General features: G+C 68.4%; 26 protein-coding genes. 11 read left to right on the forward strand and 15 right to left on the reverse strand.

What is annotated here, in order from left to right; all coding sequences use genetic code 11:
- The first annotated feature begins 19 nt into the window (after positions 1–19).
- Positions 20–1,156, forward strand: coding sequence for an MBL fold metallo-hydrolase (locus AC3A6R_RS05060; protein ID WP_487857952.1), 1,137 nt, complete (start codon positions 20–22; stop codon positions 1,154–1,156).
- Between the two features lie 194 nt (positions 1,157–1,350).
- Positions 1,351–2,559 (forward strand): porin, encoded by a 1,209-nt coding sequence (locus AC3A6R_RS05065; protein WP_487857953.1) that lies wholly within the window; start codon positions 1,351–1,353, stop codon positions 2,557–2,559.
- Positions 2,560–2,650: 91 nt separating this feature from the next.
- Here the strand turns inward: AC3A6R_RS05065 and AC3A6R_RS05070 are convergent, their stop codons facing one another.
- The 4 genes from AC3A6R_RS05070 to AC3A6R_RS05085 are packed head-to-tail and all read right to left on the reverse strand — an operon-like array spanning position 2,651 to position 5,851.
- The gene (locus AC3A6R_RS05070) at positions 2,651–3,490 is read right to left on the reverse strand and encodes an IclR family transcriptional regulator (protein ID WP_487857954.1); all 840 of its coding nucleotides are present in this window, start codon (positions 3,488–3,490) and stop codon (positions 2,651–2,653) included.
- A gap of 20 nt (positions 3,491–3,510) precedes the next feature.
- Positions 3,511–4,482 carry an NAD(P)H-dependent flavin oxidoreductase gene (locus tag AC3A6R_RS05075; RefSeq protein ID WP_487857955.1) on the reverse strand — a complete coding sequence of 324 codons (972 nt, stop codon included), beginning with the start codon at positions 4,480–4,482 and terminating at the stop codon, positions 3,511–3,513.
- Complete coding sequence (locus AC3A6R_RS05080) at positions 4,479–5,120, reverse strand: DsbA family protein (protein ID WP_487857956.1); 642 nt, start codon at positions 5,118–5,120, stop codon at positions 4,479–4,481. Before AC3A6R_RS05080 ends, AC3A6R_RS05075 begins: the two co-directional genes overlap by 4 nt.
- Positions 5,121–5,122: 2 nt before the next feature.
- Positions 5,123–5,851, reverse strand: coding sequence for an SDR family oxidoreductase (locus AC3A6R_RS05085; RefSeq protein WP_487857957.1), 729 nt, complete (start codon positions 5,849–5,851; stop codon positions 5,123–5,125).
- A gap of 285 nt (positions 5,852–6,136) precedes the next feature.
- Here AC3A6R_RS05085 and AC3A6R_RS05090 point away from each other — a divergent pair, with 285 nt between their 5' ends.
- Both AC3A6R_RS05090 and AC3A6R_RS05095 read left to right on the forward strand, forming a co-directional pair.
- A complete protein-coding gene (locus AC3A6R_RS05090) occupies positions 6,137–7,696 on the forward strand; it encodes a class I adenylate-forming enzyme family protein (RefSeq protein WP_487863917.1) in 1,560 nt (519 codons plus the stop codon).
- 62 nt (positions 7,697–7,758) lie between these two features.
- The gene (locus AC3A6R_RS05095) at positions 7,759–8,739 is read left to right on the forward strand and encodes a tripartite tricarboxylate transporter substrate binding protein (protein ID WP_487857959.1); all 981 of its coding nucleotides are present in this window, start codon (positions 7,759–7,761) and stop codon (positions 8,737–8,739) included.
- Here the strand turns inward: AC3A6R_RS05095 and AC3A6R_RS05100 are convergent, their stop codons facing one another.
- The 4 genes from AC3A6R_RS05100 to AC3A6R_RS05115 form a co-directional block, all read right to left on the reverse strand.
- On the reverse strand, positions 8,740–8,928 hold the full coding sequence (locus AC3A6R_RS05100) for a hypothetical protein (RefSeq protein ID WP_487857960.1): 189 nt from the start codon (positions 8,926–8,928) through the stop codon (positions 8,740–8,742). It abuts the gene before it with no gap.
- Positions 8,928–11,324 (reverse strand): DNA topoisomerase IV subunit A, encoded by a 2,397-nt coding sequence (parC, locus tag AC3A6R_RS05105; RefSeq protein WP_487857961.1) that lies wholly within the window; start codon positions 11,322–11,324, stop codon positions 8,928–8,930. Before parC ends, AC3A6R_RS05100 begins: the two co-directional genes overlap by 1 nt.
- 87 nt (positions 11,325–11,411) lie before the next feature.
- On the reverse strand, positions 11,412–12,311 hold the full coding sequence (locus AC3A6R_RS05110) for a lytic transglycosylase domain-containing protein (protein WP_487857962.1): 900 nt from the start codon (positions 12,309–12,311) through the stop codon (positions 11,412–11,414).
- Positions 12,312–12,340: 29 nt separating this feature from the next.
- A complete protein-coding gene (locus tag AC3A6R_RS05115; RefSeq protein WP_487857963.1) occupies positions 12,341–14,338 on the reverse strand; it encodes a DNA topoisomerase IV subunit B in 1,998 nt (665 codons plus the stop codon).
- A gap of 166 nt (positions 14,339–14,504) precedes the next feature.
- Here AC3A6R_RS05115 and AC3A6R_RS05120 point away from each other — a divergent pair, with 166 nt between their 5' ends.
- The 6 genes from AC3A6R_RS05120 to AC3A6R_RS05145 all read left to right on the forward strand — a co-directional run bounded on the left by AC3A6R_RS05120 (position 14,505) and on the right by AC3A6R_RS05145 (position 19,456).
- Positions 14,505–15,728 (forward strand): MFS transporter, encoded by a 1,224-nt coding sequence (locus tag AC3A6R_RS05120; RefSeq protein ID WP_487857964.1) that lies wholly within the window; start codon positions 14,505–14,507, stop codon positions 15,726–15,728.
- Positions 15,729–15,744: 16 nt separating this feature from the next.
- A complete protein-coding gene (locus tag AC3A6R_RS05125; protein ID WP_487857965.1) occupies positions 15,745–15,885 on the forward strand; it encodes a hypothetical protein in 141 nt (46 codons plus the stop codon).
- Positions 15,886–15,907: 22 nt separating this feature from the next.
- On the forward strand, positions 15,908–16,477 hold the full coding sequence (locus AC3A6R_RS05130) for a class I SAM-dependent methyltransferase (RefSeq protein ID WP_487857966.1): 570 nt from the start codon (positions 15,908–15,910) through the stop codon (positions 16,475–16,477).
- Positions 16,478–16,555: 78 nt separating this feature from the next.
- Positions 16,556–17,446, forward strand: a complete 891-nt coding sequence (gene dapA, locus AC3A6R_RS05135; protein ID WP_487857967.1) for a 4-hydroxy-tetrahydrodipicolinate synthase — start codon at positions 16,556–16,558, stop codon at positions 17,444–17,446.
- 136 nt (positions 17,447–17,582) lie between these two features.
- Positions 17,583–18,674 carry an NlpB/DapX family lipoprotein gene (bamC, locus tag AC3A6R_RS05140; protein WP_487857968.1) on the forward strand — a complete coding sequence of 364 codons (1,092 nt, stop codon included), beginning with the start codon at positions 17,583–17,585 and terminating at the stop codon, positions 18,672–18,674.
- Positions 18,675–18,679: 5 nt separating this feature from the next.
- On the forward strand, positions 18,680–19,456 hold the full coding sequence (locus AC3A6R_RS05145; protein WP_487857969.1) for an MBL fold metallo-hydrolase: 777 nt from the start codon (positions 18,680–18,682) through the stop codon (positions 19,454–19,456).
- Positions 19,457–19,564: 108 nt separating this feature from the next.
- Here AC3A6R_RS05145 and AC3A6R_RS05150 read toward each other — a convergent pair whose 3' ends face one another.
- The 3 genes from AC3A6R_RS05150 to AC3A6R_RS05160 all read right to left on the reverse strand — a co-directional run bounded on the left by AC3A6R_RS05150 (position 19,565) and on the right by AC3A6R_RS05160 (position 21,583).
- On the reverse strand, positions 19,565–19,834 hold the full coding sequence (locus AC3A6R_RS05150) for a hypothetical protein (RefSeq protein WP_487857970.1): 270 nt from the start codon (positions 19,832–19,834) through the stop codon (positions 19,565–19,567).
- 95 nt (positions 19,835–19,929) lie between these two features.
- Positions 19,930–20,451 (reverse strand): hypothetical protein, encoded by a 522-nt coding sequence (locus AC3A6R_RS05155; RefSeq protein ID WP_487857971.1) that lies wholly within the window; start codon positions 20,449–20,451, stop codon positions 19,930–19,932.
- Positions 20,441–21,583, reverse strand: a complete 1,143-nt coding sequence (locus AC3A6R_RS05160) for a JmjC domain-containing protein (protein WP_487857972.1) — start codon at positions 21,581–21,583, stop codon at positions 20,441–20,443. The genes AC3A6R_RS05155 and AC3A6R_RS05160 overlap by 11 nt, the downstream gene beginning before the upstream one ends.
- Before the next feature lie 14 nt (positions 21,584–21,597).
- Between AC3A6R_RS05160 and AC3A6R_RS05165 the strand changes: the two genes are divergently transcribed.
- A complete protein-coding gene (locus AC3A6R_RS05165) occupies positions 21,598–22,122 on the forward strand; it encodes an FKBP-type peptidyl-prolyl cis-trans isomerase (protein WP_487857973.1) in 525 nt (174 codons plus the stop codon).
- 74 nt (positions 22,123–22,196) lie between these two features.
- Here AC3A6R_RS05165 and AC3A6R_RS05170 read toward each other — a convergent pair whose 3' ends face one another.
- The 4 genes from AC3A6R_RS05170 to coaBC form a co-directional block, all read right to left on the reverse strand.
- On the reverse strand, positions 22,197–22,697 hold the full coding sequence (locus tag AC3A6R_RS05170; protein ID WP_487857974.1) for an outer membrane lipoprotein: 501 nt from the start codon (positions 22,695–22,697) through the stop codon (positions 22,197–22,199).
- A gap of 165 nt (positions 22,698–22,862) precedes the next feature.
- On the reverse strand, positions 22,863–23,309 hold the full coding sequence (gene dut, locus AC3A6R_RS05175; RefSeq protein ID WP_487857975.1) for a dUTP diphosphatase: 447 nt from the start codon (positions 23,307–23,309) through the stop codon (positions 22,863–22,865).
- Between the two features lie 12 nt (positions 23,310–23,321).
- Positions 23,322–23,771: a hypothetical protein gene (locus AC3A6R_RS05180; protein ID WP_487857976.1), complete on the reverse strand. Its 450-nt coding sequence runs from the start codon at positions 23,769–23,771 to the stop codon at positions 23,322–23,324.
- On the reverse strand, positions 23,771–24,994 hold the full coding sequence (coaBC, locus tag AC3A6R_RS05185; RefSeq protein WP_487857977.1) for a bifunctional phosphopantothenoylcysteine decarboxylase/phosphopantothenate--cysteine ligase CoaBC: 1,224 nt from the start codon (positions 24,992–24,994) through the stop codon (positions 23,771–23,773). The genes AC3A6R_RS05180 and coaBC overlap by 1 nt, the downstream gene beginning before the upstream one ends.
- Positions 24,995–25,060 lie beyond the last annotated feature (66 nt).

The following is a 25,060-nucleotide window of genomic DNA, read 5'->3' on the forward strand; positions in this document are numbered from 1 at the left end:
ACAGACACGAGGTTTTTCGATGCCCGACCATCCCGATCCGCAACCAGACTCCTACCTGCCACGCCTGCCACGCCTGCTGCGCCGCGGCAGCGCGTTCGCGGCCGCGGGCTGCTGCGCCCTGCTCGCGGGTTGCAGCGCCGCAGGCGGTGGCGAGACCCGCTACGACAGCTCGCCGCAGTTCAAGGACGGCGTGTTCCGCAACATGGAGAACCCCGAGACGCTGCCCTCAGCGAGCGCATGGCGCATCTGGTCGCGCTTCATCGTTGCCAAGAAGGTCGACACCGTGCCGGTCGACCCGATCCCCGTGCAGCCGCTGGCCCGCGCCGACCTGGAGGCGCTCGACGCCAACACCAGCCATGTGGTGCGGCTCGGCCACTCATCGCACCTGCTCAAGCTGCAGGGCAAATACTGGCTGATCGACCCGATGTTCGGCGAGCGCGCATCGCCGTTCACCTGGGCCGGCCCGCGGCGCTTCCACAAACCGCCGATCACGCTCGAGGAGCTGCCGCCGATCGAGGCCGTGATCCTCTCGCACGACCACTACGACCATCTCGACGTGCCGACGATCGAATACCTCGCGGCCCGCGTGCAGCGCTACTTCGTGCCGCTGGGCGTGCGTGCGCGGCTCGTCGCCATGGGCGTTCCCGCCGAGCGCGTGACGGAACTCGACTGGTGGGAGGGCACCGAACATGCGGGCGTGAAGCTCACGGCCACGCCCGCGCAGCATTTCTCGGGCCGCACGCTGGCCGACCGCGACCGCACGCTGTGGGCCTCGTGGGTGCTGCAAAGCGGCGCCGAGCGCATCTTCTACAGCGGCGACTCGGGCTACTTCCAGGGCTTTCGGCAGATCGGCGAACGCTTCGGCGGCTTCGACCTGGCGCTGATGGAGAACGGCGCCTACGACAGCTACTGGCCCGGCGTGCACATGACGCCCGAGCAGAGCATCAAGGCCTTCGAAGACCTGCGCGGCAAGGTGCTCTATTCGGTGCACAACAGCACCTTCGACCTGGCGTTCCACGGATGGCGCGACCCGCTCGAGCGCATCGCCAATCTCGCGGCAGAAAAGAAGATCGAGCTCGCGACGCCGGTGATCGGCGAAGTGCTCACCGTCGGCAAGGCGCGCACCAACACGCGGTGGTGGACGAGGCTGCGCTAGCTGGTTAGCGCCGTTTTGAGGCACGGGCATGACAGCCCTCGCCCACACCCGGACAACTTTGGTTCGCAACCTGACTGTCTTGTTGGCGACCCACACTCCATGACTGTCTCGGGGCGATGAAAAGCCCGAGGCACCCGATGCCCGCTTCGTCGTTGATCGACCGAGCGGCGATTCCCCATCATGGAGTGATACGAATGAAGAAATCCCTGGTCGTCCTGGCCGCGCTCGCCGCGTGCGGCGCAGCGTCGGCGCAGTCCACCGTGACGCTGTTCGGCGTCGTCGATGCCGCCGTGCGCAATGTCTCGAACAAGAGCGAGTCCGCCACCGTCTTCGGCCCGTCCTTCTCGGCCAAGGCCAGCCGCACCGAACTGGCCAACTCGGGCCTCAGCTCCAGCCGCCTCGGCTTCCGCGGCGTCGAAGACCTCGGCGGCGGCCTCGCAGCCGGCTTCTGGCTCGAGGCACCGATCACCAACGACGACGGCGCCACAGGCGTCTCGTCGTTCACGCGCCGCTCCACCGTGAGCCTGTCGGGCGCCTTCGGCGAATTCCGCATCGGCCGCGACAAGACCGCCACGGTGTACACCGAAGAGCAGTACGACCCGTTCGGCGACACCGGCATCGGCGGCTCGCTGATCATCGACGCCAACGAGACCGGCGTGAGCGGCACGGGCTTCGGCTCCAACAGCAGCTACAAGCGCAGCGGCAACATGGTGCAGTACTTCCTGCCCCCGAAGCTCGGCGGCGTCTACGGCAGCTTCGAGTACGCGCTGCACGAACGCACGCGCACCTCGCCCGACACCTTCCCCGGCGCCGACCGCTCGAACGCCGGACGCCACGTTGCCGGCCGCATCGGCTATGCCAACGGTCCGTTCGACATCTCGGCCAGCTACGCGCAGAACGACACCACGTTCACCACGGGCAGCGGCGCTGCCGCCGTGGCGCGGCCAGGCAAGATCAAGACCTTCAACATCGGCTCGACCTACGACTTCGGCGTTGCGAAGGTGTTCGGCATCGTCTCGCGCTCGACCGACGAACGCGATCCGCTCAACATCTTCACGCAGACGCCCGACCTCGACCTGACGGGCTACCTGCTCGGCGTGTCCGTGCCGGTGGGCGCAGGCGTGATCCGCGCGTCGTACTCGCGCGTCAAGTACGACTTCAACCGCCAGGACCTGTTCGGCCTGACGACGGCCGATCCGAAGGCCGACAAGCTGGCGCTCGGCTACGTGCACAACCTGTCGAAGCGCACTGCGCTCTACGGAACGATCGCCCGCGTCTCGAACAAGAACGGCGCGAACCTCACGATCGGTGCCGGTCCGTCGTACCTGACCAGCGCCAATGCCGTGGCGCTGCGTCCCAAGACCTCGACCGGCTACGAGTTCGGCATTCGCCACACGTTCTGATCCTCGACCGACAACGCTTTCTCCGAGGGTCTTCCAACCGATCCTTTTCAGGCCCGCCTCGTGCGGGCCTTTTTTTGTTTGCGCCAGCGCCTCAGCGCTCGGGCTGGCGGAAATGCCGCTCGATGGCCTCGACGGTCTCGCACAGCTTGGGGCGAACGTCCTGCATGAAGAAGTCGGGTGCCATCGATCGCGGGCCCGCCGCGCTCAGCACCATGAGCGGCATGCCCTTGCCGACGCGCAGCGGGGACGCGATGGCGTTGACCTCGCCACGCCAGTCGCCGAAGGAGCTGCAGCAGCCATGGCGCTCGATGTCCTCGACCGACTGCCGGATGCCGCGTTCGATGCGTGGCCAGTTCTCCGCATCGAGCGTGCGGATGCGTTCCTCGAGCCCGCGGCGCGCGGCCGGCTTGGCGCCCGCGAGGTAGGCGCGCCCCATCGCGGTGGTGGCGAGCGGAATGCGCGAGCCGATGTTCAGGCGGATGGTGACGATCGAATCGCTGCGGCAGGTCTCCACGTAGAGCATCGACATGCCGTCGCGCATGCCGAGCGACACCAGGCAGCCGGTCTCGTTGGCGAGTTGCTGCATCAGCGGCCGGCTCACTTCCTTGGCGTCGAGCCGCGACAGCGTGGTGCCGCCGAGCCGCAGCGTCGCCATGCCGAGCCGGTAGCGGCCCGCTTCGGGCACATGGTGCAGGAAGCCGAGCTTGGTCAAGGTGTAGGTCAGGCGCGTGACCGTGGACTTCGGCAGCGCGCAGCGCTCGGACAACTCCTGGTTGCCCAGCCGCTCCTCGCCCGACGAGAAGCACTGCAGCACCTGCAGTCCGCGCGCGAGCGCCGTCACGAAGTGCCGGTCCTCCTTGGCATGCGGCTTGTGCTCGACGTCCTGGTATTCGCCGAGCGCCCGCTTCGAATGGACTTCTGCGCGCTTCACGCTGCTCTCTGCGCGGCTGCTCAGAGCAGCCGCGCGAGGCGCTGGGAGACGATGTCCTCGGCCTCGCGCATGATGCGCGACACCAGCTCGCCGACCGTCGGCACGTCGTGGATCAGGCCCGCGACCATGCCGCAGCTCCACGCGCCGGCTTCCATGTCGCCGTCCACCATCACCTTGGGGTAGACGCCGCCGACGAATTCGCGGATGTCGTCGATCGTGGTCTGGGCGCCCTTCTCCTTCTCGATGGCCAGCAGCGCCTCGACGCCCGCGTTCTTTAGCACGCGCTCGGTGTTGCGCAGCGGCCGCATCACGAGCCGCGTATCGAGCTCCGAGGCCGCGACGATCGCCGCCTTCACGTTGTCGTGCACCGGCGCCTCGCGCGTGGCGATGAAGCGCGTGCCCATGTTGATGCCCTCGGCGCCGAGCGCCAGCGCGGCCACCAGGCTGCGGCCGTCGGCCATGCCGCCCGATGCGACGAACGGAATGTCGAGCGCCTCGGCCGCGCGCGGCAGCAGGATGAAGTTGGGCACGTCGTCCTCGCCCGGATGGCCGCCGCACTCGAAGCCGTCGACGCTCACCGCATCGCAGCCGATGGCCTGCGCCTTCAGCGAATGTCGTACCGACGTGCACTTGTGGATCACCTTGACGCCGGCCTGCTTGAGCTGCGGCATGTACTGCTCGGGGCTGCGGCCGGCGGTCTCGACGATGCGCACGCCGCCTTCGATGAGGGCCTGGATGTACTCCGGGTACGGCGGCGCGGCGAAGGTCGGCAGGAAGGTGAGGTTCACGCCGAAGGGCTTGTCGGTCATCTCCCTGCAGCGCGCGATCTCGCGCGCGAGCAGCTCGGGCGTCTTCTGCGTGAGGCCGGTGATGATGCCGAGCCCGCCCGCGTTCGAGACCGCCGAGGCCAGTTCGGCCAGGCCGACGAAATGCATGCCGCCCTGGATGATGGGGTGCTCGATGCCGAAGAGTTGGGTGATTCTGGTCTTCATGATGAGGGGGTGGATTCCTGGGATGTTGTCGATGCAAGGACGATCGCTTCCTCGACCTCGCGCAGCCGGTCCTTGCCGAAGAATATCTGGTCGTCGACGAAGAAGGTCGGCGAGCCGAACGCGCCGCGCTCGAAGGACCGCTGCGTGTTCGCGAGCAGCGCCTGCTTCACTTCGGCGGCCTGCGTGGCGGCCAGCAGCTCCGCCGCGGGCAGGCCGGCTTCGGCCAGCGCAGCGGCCACCACCTGCGGGTCGGCCATGTCGAGGCTGCGCTCCCACATGCAGGCGAACACCGTGTCGAGGTAGCGCTCGAAGCAGCCGAGCCGCTGCGCCGCCACGGCGCCGCGCATGATGGTGAGCGTGTTCACGGGAAAGAAGGCGTTGCGGCGGTAGGCCGTGATGCCGTGCTTCGCGATGAAGCGCTGGACCTCGAGCGCGTCATAGGCGCGCTTGTTCGGAATGTCGGCAAAGGCTTCGGCTGGCGATCGGTTGTTGGTGAGCTTGAACAGCCCGCCCAGCAGGATCGGCTCGTAAGCCACCGCCACGCCGGTGCGCGCCGCCATCGCGGGCAGCACCTTGTGGCACAGGTAGGCATTGGGGCTGCCGAAATCGAACAGGAACTCGACCTTCGCCGGGCGCATGCTCACCATGCCTCCATCCAGGGGCGCAACTCCGTCTCATGCGTCCAGGCGTTGCGCGGCTGCTGGTGGATCTGCCAGTAGGCCTCGCCGATGCTCTCGGGCGAGACGATGCCGCCTTGCTCGAGCAGCGCATAGCGCTCGGGAAAATTGGTGCGGATGAACTCGGTGTCGATGGCGCCGTCGATCACCGGATGCGCCACGTGGATGCCCTTGGGCCACAGCTCGCGCGCCATGCTCTGGGCCAGCGCGCGCAGCGCATGCTTGGCGCCCGCGAAGGCGGCAAAGCCCTCGCGCCCGCGCAGGCTCGCGGTCGCGCCGGTGAAGATGATGGTGCCGCGCTCGCGTTCGAGCATGCGCTTGGCCACCTCGCGGCCCATGAGGAAGCCGCCGAAGCAGGCCATCTCCCAGACCTTGAAGTACACGCGCGCCGTGGTCTCGGTGATGCCGAAGCGCACGTTGGCGCCGATGTTGAACACGGCCACCTCGATCGGTGCGATGTTGGTCTCGATGTTTTCCACGAGCGCCGCCATCTCCTCTTCCTTGCGCGCGTCGCTGCCGAAGCCATGGGCCTCGCCGCCCGCGGCGCGGATCTCGTCGACCAGCGGCTGCAGCTTGTCGGCGCTGCGCCGGGTCACGCAGGCGATGTAGCCCTCGCGGGCGAATCTGCGGGCGATCGCGCCGCCGGTGGCGTCCCCGGCACCGATCACGAGGATGGCTTTCTTGTCGGTCATGCGGTTCTTTCGTCGGTCAAGTGCGCGCCGGATTCGGTGCGCGGCCTGCCATTCTGGGATGCAGTCTGGCGCCGCGGTGTCATCGAGGCGATAGACAAAACTGCACTGCAGAATTTGCGTCTCACATGCGAGTGGCGCTGGACCCTGCTTCTCACCTGAGGAGTGCGCCCTCCTTTGCGAAGAATGCCTGCCTTGGTGTTCCGCAATGCAGTCTTGAGGATCTGCCGCCTTGGCGTCCTGTTGCCTAGACTCGCCCCCGACAACGCACAGGAGACCGACTGAACGATGACTGCCGAGACCTACCCGCCGCCGCAACGGGTCCACGAGCTGCCCGCGCGCTGGATCGCGCAGCGTCCCGAGGCCCTGGCGCTGCGCGATGCCTTTGTGGCGCTGAGCTATGGTGCACTCGGCCGAGAGACCGAATCGATGGCCGCCCAGCTCGCCGCCGCCGGCGTGCGCGTAGGCGACCGCGTGCTGATCGTGGGCGAGAACAGCGCCGCGCTGTGCGTCGCGTTCCTCGCGCTCAGCCAGCTCGACGCCTGGGCCGTCGTGGTGAATGCGCGGCTGTCGCCGCGCGAGATCGATGCGTTCATCGACCATTCGGGCGCGCGCCGCGTGCTCTACCTGTGCCATGTCTCGCCCGAGGCGGGCGCGCATGCACGGCGGCACGGCGCCGAGCCTTTTGCCAGCGAACTCGCCAGCGCGCTCGGCGGCGAACTCGCGATCGGGCCACTGGCCGAGGGCGCCGTGCCCGAACCGGGCGAAGCCGATCCGCGCCGGCAGGTCGCCGCCATGGTCTATACCTCGGGCACCACGGGCGCGCCCAAGGCCGTGATGCTGACGCATGCCAACCTGATCTTCGTCGCCACCGCCGCACGCGAGCTGCGCGCCATGGGCCCGGGCGACGTGGTCTACGGCGTGCTGCCGATGGCGCATGTGGTGGGGCTGTCGACCCAGTTCCTCGGCGCGATGAGCGCCGGCGCCACGCTGGTGCTCGAGCCGCGCTTCTCGGCCGAGGGCACGGCCCGCGCGCTGCGCGAGGACGGCATCACGATCTTCACCGGCGTACCGGCCCTCTTCGCACGGCTGCTCGAATGGTCGCGCCAGGCTGGCACGGCACTGTCGGCCCCGCGGCTGCGGCTCATCAGCGTGGCCGGCTCGCCGCTCACACCGAGCCTCAAGGCCGAGGTGGAGCGCACCTTCGGCCAGCCGCTGCACAACGGCTACGGACTGACCGAGACCGGCCCGACGGTCGCGCAAACGCGGCTCGCATCGCCACGCGGCGACTGCGCGGTCGGGCCGCCGATCCCGCAGGTCGAGGTGCGCATCCGCGCGGCCGACGGCCGCGACGTGCCTCCCGGCGAGGCAGGCGCGCTCTGGGTGCGCGGCCCCGGCGTGATGAAGGGCTACTACCGCAGCCCCGAGCTCACGGCGGCGGCCATCGACGGCGCCGGCTGGTTCGACACCGGCGACCTCGCGCGCCAGGAGGCCGATGGCGCGCTGGTCATCTGTGGGCGCACCAAGGAGCTCATCATCCGCTCGGGCTTCAACGTCTATCCGCTCGAGGTCGAACAGGTGCTCAACACCTACCCCGGCGTCGTGCAGTCGGCCGTCGTCGGGCGCGAGGCCGGCGACAACGAGGAGATCGTGGCCTTTCTCGAAACCGGCGAAGGCGTGGCGATCGACCTCGACCGCCTGCGCGCGTACTTGCGCGAGCACCTGTCGCCCTACAAGCAGCCCAGCGAGATCCGCACGATGGCCACGCTGCCGTCGGCGCCGAACGGCAAGGTGCAGAAGGGCGTGCTGAGGGCGCTCGCGCAAGTTCCAAACGACGTCGGCACGTAGCCGGCGCGGTATCCCGATTTTTTCCACCAACGACAGGGCATTTCATGCCCCAAGGAGACACCATGTCCGCTCGAAACCTCGGCCGCCTGGCCACCGCGCTACTTGCCGCCGCAATGCTTGCTGCCGCAGCGCCGGCCCATGCGCAGGAGAAGCCCGACGCCTATCCTTCCCGCCCGATCAAGATCATGATCGGCTTCGCGCCCGGCGGCTCGACCGACGCGCCGATGCGCGTGCTTGCGGAAAAGGCGGGCGCCATCCTCAAGCAGCCCATCGTCATCGAGAACAAGCCCGGCGTCGGCGGCACGATCCCGGTGCAGAGCCTGCAGTCGGCCGCGCCCGACGGCTACACGCTCGCGATCGCGCCGGCCGGCGTGTATCGCCTGCCCTACACCAACGACATCAAGTGGGATCCCGCCAAGGACCTGAGCTACATCATTGGCCTGACCGGCTACGCCTTCGGCATCGTCGTGCCCGCGAGCTCGCCCATCGGGACGCTGAAGGACTACGTCGCACAGGCGCGCGCCAAGCCCGGCACGCTGACCTACAGCACGCCCGGCGTCGCCACCACCAACCACCTGACGATGGAGCAGGTCTCGCGGCAGTTCGGCATCCAGCTCAACCACATTCCGTACAAGGGCAGCGCCGAATCGCTGCAGGCGATCGTGAGCGGTCAGGTCGATTCGGCGGCGGAGACTTCGGCATTCGTTCCCTACGTGGACGCCGGGAAACTGCGCCTGATCGCAGTCTGGGGCGACAAGCGCATGGCGCGCTACCCCGACGTGCCCACGCTCAAGGAAAGCGGCGTCGACATCGTGCAGACCTCGCCCTGGGGGCTGGTGGGCCCGCGCGGGCTGGACCCGGCCATCGCCGTCCGCCTGCACGACGCGTTCAAAGAGGCGATGCAGACGAAGGCGTTCAAGGACGTGCTCGCGCGCTACGAGATGGAGCCGGACTACAAGAGCCCGAAGGACTACCGCGCATTCGCCCTCGACGCGATGAAGCGCGAGAAGGAGATCCTGGGCGTGCTCGGGCTGGCGCGCTAGCTAGCCCCGCTCGCGCCGCTCGCGCGCCCGGCGCTGCTGGCGGGTCTCGCTGGCCTGGGCCGCGATGCGGTCCTTGGCCCGCTTCTTCGCCACGTGCTTCGTGCGCAGGTAGCGGCCGACCGCGAAGCTGCCGATGCCGGTCACCACCGCAAGCAACAGGCCGATGGTGCTGAAGTCGAGGCCGCCCATCACAGCACGCGCACGATGGTTGCCGGCTTGAAGCCCAGGTCGGCCGCCTTGCCCTTGCGCGCGCGGGTGCCGCGCGCGTTGTTGAGCGTGCGGATCTCGAGCGTCTCGTCGCGTTCCTTGCCGCCACGGCCGATGCCCTCGATGCGCACGCTGCGCGTGTAGGCCGCGGCGCCCGCGAGCGTGTCCTTGGCCTCCAGGTCGATCAGCGTGAGGCCGCGGCCGCCCTTCGGCAGGCTCTTGAGCTCGGCGATCTCGAACGTCAGGATGCGTCCGCCGGTCGAAGCGCAGGCCACGTGCGTGGCGGCCGGCATCGGCTCGGCGCCGCTGGCGCCGCCGACGAGCGACGGACGGCACAGCGCCTCGCCTTCGCCCACGTCGATGAAAGCCTTGCCGCCGCGCTGGCGCGACATCATGTTCTCGACCGTGGCGATGAAGCCGTAGCCGCCGGTGTTGGCCAGCAGCAGGCTGGCGCCCACCGGCCCCGCGAAGAAGTGCGTGACGTGCGTGCCGGCCTCGAGCTCGATGAGCGTGGTGACCGGCTGGCCGTCGCCGCGGGCGCCGGGCAGCGAGGCCACGGGCACGGTGTAGACGCGCACGGTCTTGTCCTTGGCCGAGCCGAACACCAGCAGCGTGTCGACGGTGCGGCATTCGAAGGCGCCGTAGAGCGCATCGCCCGACTTGAAGCTGTACTCGGGCGCTGCCTTCTCGCCATTGGCGCCAGCCGCCGCGGGCCAGCCCTTCTGCGCGCGCACCCAGCCCTTCTGCGAGACGATCACCGTGACCGGCTCGTCGACCACCTTGACCTCGGCCACGGCGCGCTTCTCGGCCTGGATCAGCGTGCGGCGGGGGTCTTCGAAGGTCTTGGCATCGGCCTCGATCTCCTTCACCAGCAGGCGGCGCAGCGCGGCCGGGCTGGCGAGGATGTCCTCGAGCTTCTTCTGCTCGTCGCGCAGGCCCTTGAGCTCCTGCTCGATCTTGATGGCTTCCAGCCGCGCGAGTTGGCGCAGGCGGATTTCAAGAATGTCCTCGGCCTGCCGTTCGCTGAGGTTGAAGCGCGCGATCAGCGCGGCCTTCGGCTCGTCGGCCGCGCGGATGATCGCGATCACTTCGTCGATGTTCAGCAGCACCAGCTGCCGGCCCTCGAGGATGTGGATGCGGTCCTGCACCTTGCCCAGGCGGTGGCGCGAGCGCTTCTCGACGGTGATCTCGCGGAATGCGATCCACTCGTTGAGCATCTGGCGCAGCGACTTCTGCGTGGGCTTGCCGTCGATGCCGACCATCGTGAGATTGATCGGCGACGAGGTCTCGAGCGAGGTCTGCGCGAGCAGCGTGGTGATGAAGTCTTCCTGGCTGATGCGCGAGGTCTTGGGCTCGAACACCAGGCGCACGGCAGCATCCTTGCTCGACTCGTCGCGCACGACGTCGAGCACCGAAAGCATCGCGGCCTTGAGCTGGGTCTGATCGGCGGTCAGCGCCTTCTTGCCGGCCTTGACCTTCGGGTTGGTGATTTCCTCGATCTCCTCGAGCACCCGCTGCGTGCTGACGCCCGGCGGCAGCTCATTGACTACGAGCTGCCACTGGCCGCGGGCGAGGTCCTCGATCTTCCAGCGCGCGCGCACCTTGAGCGAGCCGCGGCCGGTGCGGTAGGCGTCGGCGATGTCGCTCGCGCCGCTGATGATCTGCGCGCCGCCCGGATAGTCGGGGCCGGGCACGATGGCGACGAGTTCTTCCTCGCTGAGCTTGCCGTTCGACTTGATCAGCGCGACGCAGGCGTCGGCGATCTCGCGCAGGTTGTGGCTCGGGATCTCGGTCGCCAGGCCCACTGCGATGCCGCTCGCGCCGTTGAGCAGCGTGAACGGCAGCCGCGCGGGCAAAAGGCGCGGCTCCTCGGTGCTGCCGTCGTAGTTGGGAATGAAGTCGACCGTGCCTTCGTCGATCTCGTCGAGCAGCAGGCTGGTGATGCGCGCGAGCCGCGCCTCGGTGTAGCGCATGGCCGCGGCGCCGTCGCCGTCGCGGCTGCCGAAGTTGCCCTGGCCGTCGACCAGCGGATAGCGCTGCGAAAAGTCTTGCGCCATGCGCACCAGCGCGTCGTAGGCGGCCTGGTCGCTGTGCGGATGGAAGCGGCCGAGCACGTCGCCGACCACGCGCGCGCTCTTGACCGGCTTGGCGCCCACGTTGCCATTGGTGCCGCCGAAGCCCAGGCCCATGCGCGACATCGAGTACAGGATGCGCCGCTGCACCGGCTTCTGGCCGTCGCACACATCGGGCAGCGCACGGCCCTTGACCACGCTCAGCGCGTACTCGAGGTAGGCGGTCTGGGCGTAGTCGGCCAGCGTGAGGGTGGTGTCGCCGTCGGTAGGACCGATGAGATCAAGCGGGGGTTGGGAGTCGTCCATGGAGAAGAAAGAAGAGAAACCGTCGTTGTTCGTTGATGTGGGTTGTCGTTGTCCGCCGTGGGCCCGGCGCGCCGCGCGCGTGCCCCGTCAGGACGCGGGCGCATCGGCGCCGGCGGCAGGTACGGCCGGCGACTCGGGCGCCTCCGACACCTCGGGCAGGGCCGGCAGGGCCGCGGGCGATTTGGACGGCATGTTGCCACGCCCGAAGGCGCCGCCCTTCACAGTGAGCTCCATGCGGACACGCCCCGGCGCCTTGCCGCCGCGCACACCACCACCGCCGAGCCCCGCCGAAGGCTTGAGGTAGGCATACAGCTGCAGCACGGTGCGCACGTAGTTCTGCGTTTCCTTGTAGTTCGGGATCTTGTTGCCCGCGCGCTGCACCGCGCCCTCGCCCGCGTTGTAGGCCGCCAGCGCCAGTTCGAGCTGGCCCGGGAACATCGCGATCAGGTCGCGCAGGTAGCGCGAGCCGGCCGCGATGTTGACGCGCGGGTCGGCCAGCTTTTTCTCGATGCTGCCGCGCTTGTCGGCCGCCACGCCATAGCGCTGCGCGGTGGCGGGCATCAGCTGCATGAGGCCACGCGCGCCCTTGGGCGACACGGCCTCGGCATCGAAGCCCGATTCGGTGGCGATCAGCGCCTGCAGCAGCTCGTAGTCGATCGAATGCTTGCTCGACGCATCGCGCAGCGCCGCCTTGGCGGCCTTGTGGCTCGGCGACGACTCGAACAGCGCCAGCAGCGTCTGGGCCGCGGGCGAGACCTTGCCGTCGCCGCCGCGTTTGCCGCGCGTGCCGGCGGACGGGAGGCCCTTCGCGGTGTCGAAGCTCTGGCCGCGGCGAAAGAAGATCTGGTAGCGCTCGTCGAGCTTCTCGGCGGCGAAGTGCGCCACGCCCTTGCTGTCGATGTAGCCGTAGACGTCAGCCGCGCGCGCAAGCCCCTGCTGTGCGAGCAGCACGAGAGCGAGGAGCAGCGAACGCTTGAAGGCAGACATGCGGGATGGGCAGAGTGGGCAGAGGGGGGTCAAACATCGATGTCGACATCGTCGGCGCGCAGCTCCATCAGCTCGCGCCGCGCCGCCGCTTCGCCCTTGCCCATGAGCTTGGTGATCTCGCCCTGGGTGGCGGTGAAGTCGAACCTGCCCAATTGGACCTTCATCAGGCGCCGGGTGTCCGGATTGAGCGTGGTTTCCCACAATTGTTCCGCGCTCATTTCGCCCAAGCCCTTGAAGCGGCTGATGTTCCAGGCGCCCTCGCGGACCCCGTCCTTGCGCAGCTTGTCGAGCGTGGCCGTCAGCTCGCCCTCGTCGAGCGCATAGACCTTGGAGGCCGGCTTCTTGCCGCGCGCCGGTGCATCGACCCGGAACAGTGGCGGCTTTGCCACATAGACGTGACCGGTTTCAATGAGCTTCGGGAAATGGCGGAAAAACAGCGTGAGCAGCAGCACCTGGATGTGCGAGCCGTCGACGTCGGCGTCCGACAGGATGCAGATCTTGCCGTAGCGCAGGCCGCTCAGGTCGGGCGTGTCGTTCGGCCCGTGCGGATCGACGCCCACGGCCACCGAGATGTCGTGGATCTCGGTGTTGGCGAACAGGCGGTCGCGCTCCACTTCCCAGGTGTTGAGCACCTTGCCGCGCAGCGGCAGGATGGCCTGGCTTTCCTTGTCGCGGCCCATCTTGGCGCTGCCGCCGGCGGAATCGCCCTCGACCAGGAAGACCTCGTTGTGGCTGATGTCCTTGCTTTCGCAATCGGTCAGCTTGCCGGGCAGCACGGCCACGCCCGAGCCCTTGCGCTTCTCGACCTTCTGGCCGGCGCGCTGGCGCGTCTGCGCCGCCTTGATGGCGAGTTCGGCGAGCTTCTTGCCGTAGTCGACGTGCTGGTTGAGCCAGAGTTCGAGCGCGGGGCGCACGAAGCTCGACACCAGGCGCACCGCGTCGCGCGAGTTCAGGCGCTCCTTGATCTGGCCTTGGAACTGCGGGTCGAGCACCTTGGCGCTGAGCACGTACGAGGCGCGTGCGAACACGTCCTCGGGCAGCAGCTTCACGCCCTTGGGCAACAGCGAATGCAGCTCGATGAAGCCCTTCACGGCCGTGAAGAGGCCGTCGCGCAGGCCGCTTTCGTGCGTGCCGCCGGCGCTGGTGGGAATCAGGTTGACGTAACTCTCGCGCACCGGCTGGCCGTCTTCGGTGAAAGCCACGCACCACTCGGCGCCCTCGCCTTCGGCGAAGTTGTCGGCATTGCGGTCGGCATGGCCGGCGCCCTCGAACAGCGGGATCACGGGATCGCCGTTGAGCGTCTGCATCAGGTAGTCGCTGAGGCCGCCCTTGTAGAGCCACTGCTGCGTTTCCTTGGTCTTCTCGTTCGCGAGCGTGACGCTCACGCCGGGCATCAGCACCGCCTTGCTGCGCAGCAGGTGGGTGAGTTCGGCCATGGGCAGCACGGCGCTCTCGAAATACTTCGCGTCGGGCCAGGCGCGCACCGTGGTGCCCTGCTTGCGCTCGCCGGCCTCGAGCTTGCGTACCTCGAGCGCCTCGATCACGTCGCCGCCGCCGAAGGCCAGCTTCGCCACCGAGCCCTCGCGGTGCGAGCTGACCTCGAGCCGCTTCGACAGCGCATTCGTCACCGACACGCCCACGCCATGCAGGCCGCCCGAGAAGCTGTAGGCGCCGCCCGAGCCCTTGTCGAACTTGCCGCCCGCGTGCAGCCGGGTGTAGACCAGCTCGATCACGGGGGCGTTCTCCTCGGGATGCAGACCGAAAGGGATGCCGCGGCCGTCGTCCTCGACGCTGACCGAGCCGTCGGCATGCAGCGTGACCTTGATCTTCTTGCCGTGCCCCGCGAGCGCCTCGTCGGCGGCGTTGTCGAGCACCTCCTGGATGATGTGCAGGGGGTTGTCGGTGCGGGTGTACATGCCCGGGCGCTGCTTCACGGGCTCGAGGCCCTTGAGCACGCGGATGGAACCTTCCGAATAGCCGGAGGCAGCGGACGCTGAAGCGGGAGAAGTCTTGGGGGGAGTCGCCATGGGGGCGGATTGTAGTCAGTCGCCACCAAACAACTGGATGCCCGTACAGCCGCCCTGCCGCCGGCGCCGTTGATGCGTCCGGCGCATTGCATTGCCGCGGATAAATCATCAATCGCGAAGGCCCGCACGCCGGCGCGGGGACGGGCAAATCGCTACATTCGACGCCATGTCAACGTCCGCGCCCGCCCTCTCGGTCAAGCAAGTCCTGTTCTGCGGGGCCATGATCGTCACGCTGTCGATGGGCATCCGGCACGGCTTCGGTCTGTGGCTGCAGCCGATCACCCAGGCGCAGGACTGGAGCCGGCAGACCTTTTCGTTCGCCCTGGCCATCCAGAACCTCTCTTGGGGCATCTTCGGCGTGTTCGCGGGCATGCTGGCCGACCGCTTCGGCGCCTTCCGCGTGCTGATCGGCGGTGCCGTGTTCTACGCGCTGGGCCTCTTCGGCATGGCGCATTCGCCAACGCCGCTGCTCTTCACGCTGAGCGCGGGCATCTTGATCGGCGCGGCCCAGGCGGGCACCACCTATGCGGTGATCTACGGCGTGATCGGGCGGCAGATCCCGGCCGATCGGCGTTCGTGGGCCATGGGCGTGGCGGCCGCGGCGGGCTCGTTCGGGCAGTTCCTCATGGCGCCGATCGAGGGCCGGCTGATCGGCAGCCTGGGCTGGCAGACCGCGCTCGCGGTGGTCGCGGTGCTGGTGCTGGTGATCATTCCGCTGGCCTTCGGGCTGCGCGAGCCGAAGACCGCGGCGCTCTCGGGGCACCGCAATCAGTCGGTGCTGCAGGCGGTGGGCGAGGCCTTCCGCTACCCGAGCTTCGGGCTGCTGATGGCCGGCTACTTCGTCTGCGGCTTCCAGCTGGCGTTCATCGGCATCCACATGCCCACCTACCTGCGCGACCGCAGCCTGCCGCCCGAGGTGGCAGGCTATGCACTGGCGCTGATCGGGCTTTTCAACGTGTTCGGCACCTACACCGTGGGGCTGCTGGGCCAGACGCTCGCCAAGCGCAAGATCCTCGCGGCAATCTACTTCGCGCGGGCGATCGCAATCGCGCTGTTCCTGGTGGCGCCGCTCTCGCCCGCGAGCGTCTACCTGTTCTCGGCCGCCATGGGCTTCCTGTGGCTCTCGACCGTGCCCGCGACGAACGCGATCGTCGCCGGCATCTTCGGCGTGGCCCACCTGTCGATGCTCAGCGGCTTCGTGTTCCTGAGCCACCAGGTCGGGTCGTTCCTCGGCGTCTGGCTCGGCGGCTATCTCTACGACACCACGGGCAGCTACGACGTCGTCTGGTACCTCGCGATCGCCCTCGGCGTGTTCGCTGCGCTGATCAACCTGCCGGTCAAGGAAGGCGCGATCACGCGTGCCGCCCGGCCTGCCGGGGTGCCGGGCTGAGAGCGAAAATAGGCCCATGACGCCGCAAACGCACCGCCAACTCGTCCACGCCGGCTGGCTCGCCGCCGCGCTGGCCGTGCTCGGCGGCGTGTTCGCGCTCTACGTCGAACCGAGCTTCCTGGTCACGCTGGTGGACCAGGTCTGGTCCTGTTTCTGAACCTTTCGCCCCATCGCCCAGAATGAAAGACGCAGTGCCTCCGCACGCCGGCACCGAGCCGTCGGAATGGATCGTTCGGTGGTCGCACCTGCTCGCACCGGGCGCCACGGTGCTCGACGTGGCCTGCGGCCGCGGACGGCACATGCGCTGGTTCGCCGAACGCGGGCATGCGGCGACGGGCGTGGACCGCGACGCCGAAGCCGTCGCGGCCGCGGGGGCCTTCGGCAAGGTGCTGGCCGCCGACATCGAGGCCGGTCCGTGGCCCTTCGCCGGCCAGGCGTTCGGCGCGGTGGTCGTCACCCACTATCTCTGGCGTCCGCGCATGGACGACATCTTGGCCGCCGTCGCACCGGGCGGCGTGCTGCTCTACGAAACCTTCGCGGCCGGCAACGAAACCGTCGGCAAGCCCTCGCGCCCCGACTTCCTGCTGCAGCCCGGCGAACTGCTTGCCGCCTGCCAGGGTTTGCGCGTGGTGGCGTATGAAGACGGCTTTCTGGCCGCGCCCGACCGCTTCGTGCAGCGCATTGCGGCCGTCCGGGAGGACCTGCCCGTTCCGGGAGCGCCGGTGCGCCATCCGCTGCGGGCCGGCTGAGCCCGCCGGGCCCGGGATTTCCAGGCCCCCCGGAGTCAGTAGAATCGACACTTTCGTCCACCGACAGAGAGATTCCCCTTGGAGCAACTGACAGGCAGCATCGTCGCTCTCGTCACGCCAATGCACGACGACGGCAGTGTCGACTATCCCGCCCTGCGCCGGCTGATCGACTGGCACATCGACGAAGGCACGGATTGCCTCGGCATCGTCGGCACCACGGGCGAATCGCCCACGGTCGACGTGGAAGAGCATTGCGAAATCATCCGCGTGTCGGTCGAGCAGGCCAAGGGCCGCGTGCCCATCATGGCCGGCTGCGGCGCCAACTCCACCAAGGAAGCGATCGAACTCGCCCGCTTCGCCAAGGGCGTGGGCGCCGACTCGCAGCTGCAGGTCGTGCCCTACTACAACAAGCCGACGCAGGAAGGCCAGTACCAGCACTTCAAGGCCATTGCCGAGGCCGTGGGCGACCTGCCCACCGTGCTCTACAACGTGCCGGGCCGCACCGTGGCCGATATGGCGCACGAGACCGTGCTGCGGCTCGCGCAGGTGCCGGGCATCATCGGCATCAAGGAAGCCACCGGCAACATCGAGCGCGCGCAATGGCTGATCCGCGACCTCCCCGCACATTTCGCCGTGTACTCGGGCGACGACCCCAGCGCAGTGGCACTGATGCTGTGCGGCGGCAAGGGCAACATCAGCGTCACGGCCAACATCGCGCCGCGCAAGATGCACGAACTGTGCGTGGCGGCCCTGGCGGGCGACGTGCGCCGCGCGATGCAGATCCAGTTCGAGCTGATGCCACTGCACCGCCACCTGTTCGTCGAACCCAACCCCATCCCGCTGAAGTGGGCCATGGCCCGACTCGGGCTCTGCGGCGGTACGCTGCGGCTGCCGCTCACCGAGCTTTCGGAAGCACACCATCCGGTGGTCGAGGCCGCACTGCGCGCCACCGGCCTCCTCAAGGGCTGAGCGGCTCTCCCGCTGCCATCATTTCCTCTCCGCCGCACAGAGGTGACGCAACCTTTTGCCTGAACCGCGCTCTGAGAGTGCGGGCATCGCGGCCCACCACAGACTGACCGAACCCATTCCAACAAGGAAGACGACGTTGAAGAACATTGCGCACATCCCGCGAGCTGCACTGCTGGCCACCCTCGTTGTCAGCCTCGCCGCCTGCTCCGTCCTCGAGGGCGACAAGATCGACTACAAGAGCGCCGGCAAGGCCCCCACGCTCGAAGTCCCGCCCGACCTGTCGCAACTGTCGCGCGAAAACCGCTATGCGGTGCCGGGCGGCCCGGTCACGGCCAATGCCTACCAGGCCGGCGCGGCGAATGCGCCGGGCATCCCCACGGCGGTCGCCAACATCGGCGACGTCCGCATGGAACGCGCGGGCACGCAGCGCTGGATCGTCATCAACCGCTCGCCCGACCAGCTCTGGGATCCCGTCAAGGACTTCTGGCAGGAAAGCGGCTTCCTGCTGACCACCGAGCAGCGCAACCTCGGCATCATGGAAACCGACTGGGCCGAGAACCGCGCCAAGCTGCCGCAGGACATCATCCGAGGCACACTCGGCAAGCTGGTCGACTCGGTCTACTCGACCGGTGAACTCGACCGCTTCCGCACCCGCATGGAGCGCACGCCCAACGGCACCGAGATCTTCATCAGCCACCGCGGCATGCAAGAGATCTACACCAACAGCCGCCAGGACCAGACCGTCTGGCAGCCGCGCCCGAGCGACCCCGAACTCGAGACCGAGTTCCTGCGCCGCCTGATGGTCAAGCTCGGCGTCTCGCAGGAGCAGTCGAAGATCCTCGCCGCCACCACCGCGCCGACCAAGACCGCCACCATCGCCAACGTCGGCGGACAGCCGGTCGTCCAGATCAGCGAAGGCTTCGACCGCGCCTGGCGCCGCGTCGGCCTCGCGCTCGACCGCACCGGCTTCACCGTCGAAGACCGCGACCGCAGCGCCGGCATCTACTACGTTCGCTACGTGACCCCGAACGCCGACAAGAAGGAATCGGGCTTCTTCGGCAAGCTGTTCAGCGGCTCGAAGAAGGACGAGGCACCCGTCAAGTTCCGCATCGTGGTCAAGGGCCAGGGCGAGATGACGACCGTCGCCGTGCAGAACGAAGCCGGCGCGCCGGAGGCCTCGGCCAATGCAGAACGCATCGTCAAGGTCATTGCCGACGACCTGAAGTAAGCCGCATGCTCCGCTTCCGAAGCCTCGGCAGCGGCAGCACGGGCAATGCCGCGCTGGTCGAGGCGACCAGCGGCGGCCGCACTTCGCGGCTCCTGATCGACTGCGGCTTCGGCATTCGCCAGCTCGACCTGCGGCTCGCGAAGGCGGGCCTCGCAGCGGCCGACATCGACGCGATCTTCATCACGCACGAGCACGGCGACCACATCGGCTGCGCCCATGCACTCTCGCGCCGCGAGCGCATTCCGGTCTGGATGAGCGAAGGCACTTGGCTCGCTACGGGCGGGCGCGATTTCGAGGGCCGGCTCCATCTGGCGCGCGACGATGCGGCCTTCGAGGTCGGCGACCTGTCGGTACAGCCCTTCACCGTGCCGCACGATGCGCGCGAGCCGCTGCAGCTTCGCTGCTCCGACGGCGCGCGCACGCTCGGTGTGCTCACCGACCTGGGTCATGCCACGAGCCATGTGCTGTCGAGGCTCAGCGGCGTGCATGCGCTGCTGCTGGAGTTCAACCACGACAGCGACCTGCTGGCGAATTCCTCGTACCCGCCGTTTTTGAAGCTGCGTGTGGGCGGCCGGCACGGCCATCTGTCGAACGCGGCCGCCGCGGAGATCGCGCGCGCAGTGCATCACGACGGCCTGCGCCACGTGGTTGCAGCGCACCTGAGCGAGCAGAACAACCGTCCCGAGATCGTGCGCCGGCTCATGGCCGAGGCCCTGGGCGGACACGAGGCCGAAATGCTTACAGCGAACGCGCTCGACGGCTCGCCGTGGCTCGAGGTCTGAACAGGCCGGCGGGCTTCGACGAGCCCACGCAAAAAAGCCGCCCGATGATGAGGGCGGCTTTTTTTGCGGTCGTGCCAGGCGCAGGACGCGCCGGCAGCAGGCTCCGGATTACTGCTTGGGCGCTTCTTCCTTCTTGGCAGCGTCGGTCGCGGCATTGGCCGCGTCGAGTGCGGACGATGCGCCCGTAGACGGCGTGGCGGCCGCCGGATCGCTCATGGTCGACGGGCTCGATGCGGGCGGCATGGCCGGGGCGGGTTCGGTCACCGGTGCGGGCGGCGGCGTCACGACCGCCGGCGCGGCGTCCTCTTTCTTTCCGCAGGCCGTGAGGGCGGCAACGGCGATCAGCGAGGCGAGCAAGACGGAAGACGACTTCTTCATAGAGAAACTCCTTTGTATTGGGATGTCTGGACGAAAAAATTCTAGACCCCCATCGTCATCCCTTTGTGTCTTGCGGTCGCATTCGCGGCATTGGCTTACAAGCCCAATGTCGTTGCCGGAAATGCCGGTCGCCCGGCCCGCCACGATTCATCGAATGTTTCGCGCAGCGCGCGCCGGGCGCGCGGATCGAAGCCGCAGACGCCGCGGCTGCGCTCGGGGTCGATGCGGTGCATGAACCATGCGGGCGTCCAGATGGCGCTCGGCACCATTTGCACGCCGGCTGCGCCGCGCAAGCTGCGGCATTCGACGATGTGATCCCACATGCGGCGCCACGGCAAGAAGCGCGCATGCACGCGCTCGATCACGTCGAAACGCTCAGCGAGCAGCACGAAGCGCCGGCCCGGAGCCGACCAGGCCGTGAGCGCTTCGACGGAGGCACGCTCGCCGAGCGGCCAGTCGGCAAAATCCGGGTCGCTGAAGACCAGTTCGTTCCAGCCCTCGCGGGCCGCGTTCGCGAGCGCAGCACGCACGATGCCGTCGAAGGCTTCGCGGCCGTCGAAGCGGCCTTCGGGCAGATTCGGAGGCAAAGCCACGGCCTGCGCTTCTTCAGCCGGCATGGACCCACCCCGCCTCGCACCATTCGGACAACAGCGCCAGTGCGCCTTCGCTCGCCCGCGCCAGTTCGCGCGGACCGAGTGCGCGCCGATCGGCCAGCCGGCGCATCAGCGTGGCGTCGGCGCCGCCCGCGCGGAAGCTCTCGCCGTTGATGTAGAGGTGCCGCGCGTCGTAGAGCATGCGGGTGCGGCGGTCGAGCGCCACATGCCGCAGCACGTCGGGCACCTCGCCGCCGTCGTCGAACCAGACATTGGCCTTGGGCTCGGTGAGCGACTCGCCGAGCGCGCGGTCGATGGCATCGGGATCGCGCAGCGCCGCGTCGATGGCCTTGCGCGCGAAGGCCTGCATTGCCGCCGGCATCGCGGCAGGTGCATCGACCGCGGGCTGTGAGGGATCGCGGTAGCGCGCCAGTTCGGCCGGGCCCGCATCCTCCAGCGCTTCCGAATAAGCCTGCGCCATTCGGGCCAGCAGGTCGGCACCGAACTCGCCGGCCGCCGGCGAGCGCAAGCCGATCGAGCAGGTCATGCAGTCGTCGCCCAGGGCCACGCCGTCGTGCGCATAGCGCGGCGGCAGGTAGAGCATGTCGCCCGGCTCGAGCACGAAGCTCTCTTCGGGTTCGAAATGCTCGAGGATCTTGAGCGGCACGCCGGGCTGCAGGCGCAGGTCGTCCTGCCTGCCGATCGACCAGCGGCGCCGGCCCTGCGCCTGGAGCAGGAACACGTCATAGCTGTCGAAATGCGGGCCGACCCCACCCTGGTCGCTCGCATAGCTGATCATCAGGTCGTCGAGCCGCGCATCGGGCAAAAAGCGGAACTGCTGAAGCAGTGCATGCACCCCGTCATCGTGCAGGTCGACGCCCTGCACCAGCAGCGACCATGCGGGCTGCGAAAGCGGCGGCAGGGCGCGGCGCCCGAAGGGGCCGTGCCGCAGGGTCCAGCCGGCCCTGCCATGGCGGATGAGCCGGGACTCCACCTCCTCGCGCCCGGCAAGGGCAAAGAGCGCACTGCGCGCTATCGGTGGCACCATGGCGGGCACGGCCTGGCGCACCAGCAGCGGCTTTTTCTGCCAATGTCGCCGCATGAACTGCGCGGCGCTCAGGCCGCCGAGCAGCGGCAGCGGTTGTGTGATCTCCATGGGAGAATTCTGCAATGGAAATCTCTGAACAATGCGTGGTCGGCCTGACCTGGACCATGAAAGACACCCTCGGCGAGGTGCTCGACGTGCTTGACGAGCCGGTGGAGTTCCTCGTCGGCGGCGACGACCTCTTCGATGTGATCGAAGCGGCGCTGCAGGGCCACGAGCCCGGCGCACGCGTGCAATTGCAGCTCGAGCCCGAGCAGGGCTTCGGCGACTTCAACGACCAGTTGCTCTTCCTGGAGCCGCGCGCGCTGTTCCCCGAGGGGACTGAAGAAGGCATGACCTTCGACGGCGCCGCGCTGCCCAAGGGCGTGAGCGAGGCGATGCCCAAGGACGTGATCTACACCGTGGCCGAGATCTACCCCGAACACCTCGTGCTCGACGGCAACCATCCGCTCGCCGGCATCGCGGTGCGGCTCGACATCACGGTGCGCTCGGTGCGCGAAGCGACCGAGGAAGAGATCGGCAGCGGCACTGCGGGCACCGCCTTCTTCAAGGTGCCGCCGACGGCGCCCGGCAACGACCTGCTGCACTGACGGGCCTCGTCCGTCGAAGGCACACAAGCGAAAGCCGGGCAGCGCCCGGCTTTTCTGCTGGCGGACGGATGCGCCTACATGCGCGAGATGTGCCCGTTGTCGATGCGCACGCGGTCGCCGACGCGCAGGTCGCCCGGGTGCGGCACGTCGAAGGCACGATACCCACCGCGGTCGGTCTGCACCGAGATGCGGTAGCTCTCGTAGGCGCGCGGGCCGTTGTTCTGGGACTCGATGGTGTTGCCCAGCAGCGCGCCACCCACGATGCCGAGCGCCGTGGCGGCCGCACGGCCGCTGCCGTGGCCGAACTGGTTGCCCACGACGCCGCCCAGCACGCCACCCGCGACGGCGCCGCCGCCCGTGGGGCCGGTGCCCCCGGTTTCGCTGCGCAGCACCTCGATGTTGGCCACGTGGCCGTAGTCGACGTAGGCCGCTTCCTGGTAGGGCACCGCCTGCGGCGGCGCCTGGTAGGGATAGCGCGTGGTGTGATAGACCGGCGCCGGCGCGACGCAGGCGGTGAGCGTGGCCAGGGCCACCACCGAGGCGGCAATGGAAACGAAGCGCGTTGAGATTTTCATGGGAGGCTCCTCGAAATGGTGGGTGCATCCGTTGCACCAAGCCTGTGTCTAACGTTCTGGCCGCCAGCGAGATGACGCCCGACACACAGCACGATGTAGGAGCATGCCGCGCGCTTCGGGTTCCGGTCTTTACGGCTACGACATGAAGCCGCCGCCATGCGTTCGTCAGTGCTTGCCGGTCGACCCGTAGCCGCCTTCGCCGCGTTGCGAAGCTGAAAATTCGGTGACGACCTGAAACTGCGCCTGCACCACCGGCACGATCACGAGCTGCGCAAGCCGCTCCATCGGCTCGAGCACGAAGGGCGTGCTGCTGCGGTTCCATGCGCTGACCTTGAGCTCGCCCTGGTAGTCGCTGTCGATCAGGCCGACGAGGTTGCCGAGCACGATGCCGTGCTTGTGGCCGAGGCCCGAGCGCGGAAGGATCATTGCCGCAAAACCCGGGTCGGCCAGGTGGATCGCGATGCCGGTGCCCACCAGCTGCCAGGCATTGGGCGCCAGCGTGAGCGGTGCATCGAGGCAGGCCCGCAGGTCGAGCCCCGCGCTGCCGGGCGTGGCGTAGGTGGGCAATTGATCCACCATGCGGGGATCGAGGATGCGGACGTCGACTTTCACTTCGTTGCTGCCTTACTTGGTTGGCTGTTCTCTTTGATTGCGGTTGGCTTCTTCGAGCACCTGCTGCCACTTGGCGACACCGGGCGAGGCCAGGCCCTTGACGAGGCCCCTGCCGAGCCAGAACACGACGGCCAGCGCAACAGCCAGCGCACCGAAAGGCACGCCGGCCGCCCAGAGCACCAGGAAGACGACCGCGCCGATGCCCGCGAGCATCTTGAAACCCGTGGACCCGAGGGCGGTCTTCGCGGCTGCGGCGCCGTTCCCGGCCGGTGTGCGCCGACGCTGCTGCTGCTGCGCGGGCGTGAGCACCGCGCCCGGACTCGCTGCCGTCATGCCGGCGTCCATCTCGGGGTTGCCCTGCGCCACCACGCGGCGCGCGGCCTGGGCCGACAGCTGCTCCACGTAGCGTGCGAAGTCGCCGTTGGGCGGCGTGTTCCAGTCGGTGTTGTTCGTGGTGTTCATCAGGCTCTCCATTCAGGAAGTCGTGCGGCAATTTCGACCATCAGCTCGCGCGCGAGCCTGAGCTTGGGTGCGCGTGGCAGCTCGCGCACGCCGTTGGCATCCACCAGCAGCAGCGCATTGTCGTCCTGGCCGAAAGTCAGCGGGCCGATGTTGCCGACCAGGAGCGGAATGCCCTTGCGTGCGCGCTTGGCCTTGGCATGTTCGACGAGGTTCTCGCTCTCGGCCGCGAAGCCGACGCAGAACAGCTGCCGGCTCTTTGCGCGTTCGCTGCTCGCCACGGTGAGCAGGATGTCGGCGTTCTCGACGAAGTTCAGCACCGGCGTGTTGCCGCTGCCGTCCTTCTTGATCTTCTGCTCGCTGTGGGTGGCCGGGCGCCAGTCGGCGACCGCCGCCGTTGCTACGAAAATGCTAGCAGCCTGGGCCGCCGCCATTGTCGCTTCGAGCATCTGCTGGGCCGAGAGCACGTCGATGCGGCTCACGCCGCGCGGCGTCGGCAGGTGGACCGGGCCGGCCACCAGCGTGACCTCCGCGCCGGCCTCGCGCGCCGCGCGCGCAATCGCGAAGCCCATCTTGCCCGACGAATGGTTGGTGATGCCGCGGATCGGGTCGAGCGCCTCGAAGGTCGGCCCCGCGGTCACGAGCAGCTTCTGCCCGGCCAGCACCTTGGGCTGGAAGAAGGCGGTGACGTCCTCGAGCAGCTGCGCCGCTTCGAGCATGCGGCCGTCGCCGGTCTCGCCGCAGGCCTGCCAGCCGCTGCCGACGCCGAGCACCGTGGCACCGTCGGCGGCCACCTGCATCAGGTTGCGCTGGGTCGCGGGATGAGCCCACATCTCGCGGTTCATGGCCGGCGCGATCAAGAGCGGCACGCGGTCGGCCGGACGCGCGAGGCACATCAGGCTCAGCAGGTCGTCGGCCCTGCCCTGCACCAGCCGCGCGATGAAATCGGCGCTGCAGGGCGCCAGCACGATCGCATCGGCCTCGCGGCTCAGGTTGATGTGGGGCATGTTGTTGGGCTCGCGCGCGTCCCACTGCGAGGTGTAGACGCTGCGCCCCGAGAGCGCCTGCATCGTGACCGGCGTGATGAACTGTTCCGCCGCTTCGGTCATCACGACCTGCACGGTCGCACCCGCCTTGACGAACAGCCGGCACAGCTCGGCCGACTTGTAGCAGGCGATGCCGCCCGTGAGACCGAGAACGATGTGCTTGCCGGCGAGATCTTGCATAGCGCTGGAGTGTAATGACCCGGCCCGCCGCGAAGGAGATGCCGCTTGCGGTTCGCGGCAGCACGG

It is taken from the genome of Variovorax sp. Soil_C_19, assembly GCF_057657255.1.

Excerpts from the sequence above, each read along its gene's own strand:
- AC3A6R_RS05060 (WP_487857952.1), top strand. The coding sequence starts at position 20 with ATGCCCGACCATCCCGATCCGCAACCAGACTCCTACCTGCCACGCCTG.
- AC3A6R_RS05065 (WP_487857953.1), top strand. The coding sequence starts at position 1,351 with ATGAAGAAATCCCTGGTCGTCCTGGCCGCGCTCGCCGCGTGCGGCGCA.
- AC3A6R_RS05075 (WP_487857955.1), bottom strand. The coding sequence starts at position 4,482 with ATGAAGACCAGAATCACCCAACTCTTCGGCATCGAGCACCCCATCATC.
- AC3A6R_RS05080 (WP_487857956.1), bottom strand. The coding sequence starts at position 5,120 with ATGCGCCCGGCGAAGGTCGAGTTCCTGTTCGATTTCGGCAGCCCCAAT.
- AC3A6R_RS05085 (WP_487857957.1), bottom strand. The coding sequence starts at position 5,851 with ATGACCGACAAGAAAGCCATCCTCGTGATCGGTGCCGGGGACGCCACC.
- AC3A6R_RS05090 (WP_487863917.1), top strand. The coding sequence starts at position 6,137 with ATGACTGCCGAGACCTACCCGCCGCCGCAACGGGTCCACGAGCTGCCC.
- AC3A6R_RS05095 (WP_487857959.1), top strand. The coding sequence starts at position 7,759 with ATGTCCGCTCGAAACCTCGGCCGCCTGGCCACCGCGCTACTTGCCGCC.
- AC3A6R_RS05100 (WP_487857960.1), bottom strand. The coding sequence starts at position 8,928 with ATGGGCGGCCTCGACTTCAGCACCATCGGCCTGTTGCTTGCGGTGGTG.
- parC (WP_487857961.1), bottom strand. The coding sequence starts at position 11,324 with ATGGACGACTCCCAACCCCCGCTTGATCTCATCGGTCCTACCGACGGC.
- AC3A6R_RS05110 (WP_487857962.1), bottom strand. The coding sequence starts at position 12,311 with ATGTCTGCCTTCAAGCGTTCGCTGCTCCTCGCTCTCGTGCTGCTCGCA.
- AC3A6R_RS05115 (WP_487857963.1), bottom strand. The coding sequence starts at position 14,338 with ATGGCGACTCCCCCCAAGACTTCTCCCGCTTCAGCGTCCGCTGCCTCC.
- AC3A6R_RS05120 (WP_487857964.1), top strand. The coding sequence starts at position 14,505 with ATGTCAACGTCCGCGCCCGCCCTCTCGGTCAAGCAAGTCCTGTTCTGC.
- AC3A6R_RS05125 (WP_487857965.1), top strand. The coding sequence starts at position 15,745 with ATGACGCCGCAAACGCACCGCCAACTCGTCCACGCCGGCTGGCTCGCC.
- AC3A6R_RS05130 (WP_487857966.1), top strand. The coding sequence starts at position 15,908 with ATGAAAGACGCAGTGCCTCCGCACGCCGGCACCGAGCCGTCGGAATGG.
- AC3A6R_RS05145 (WP_487857969.1), top strand. The coding sequence starts at position 18,680 with ATGCTCCGCTTCCGAAGCCTCGGCAGCGGCAGCACGGGCAATGCCGCG.
- AC3A6R_RS05150 (WP_487857970.1), bottom strand. The coding sequence starts at position 19,834 with ATGAAGAAGTCGTCTTCCGTCTTGCTCGCCTCGCTGATCGCCGTTGCC.
- AC3A6R_RS05155 (WP_487857971.1), bottom strand. The coding sequence starts at position 20,451 with ATGCCGGCTGAAGAAGCGCAGGCCGTGGCTTTGCCTCCGAATCTGCCC.
- AC3A6R_RS05160 (WP_487857972.1), bottom strand. The coding sequence starts at position 21,583 with ATGGAGATCACACAACCGCTGCCGCTGCTCGGCGGCCTGAGCGCCGCG.
- AC3A6R_RS05165 (WP_487857973.1), top strand. The coding sequence starts at position 21,598 with ATGGAAATCTCTGAACAATGCGTGGTCGGCCTGACCTGGACCATGAAA.
- AC3A6R_RS05170 (WP_487857974.1), bottom strand. The coding sequence starts at position 22,697 with ATGAAAATCTCAACGCGCTTCGTTTCCATTGCCGCCTCGGTGGTGGCC.
- AC3A6R_RS05180 (WP_487857976.1), bottom strand. The coding sequence starts at position 23,771 with ATGAACACCACGAACAACACCGACTGGAACACGCCGCCCAACGGCGAC.
- coaBC (WP_487857977.1), bottom strand. The coding sequence starts at position 24,994 with ATGCAAGATCTCGCCGGCAAGCACATCGTTCTCGGTCTCACGGGCGGC.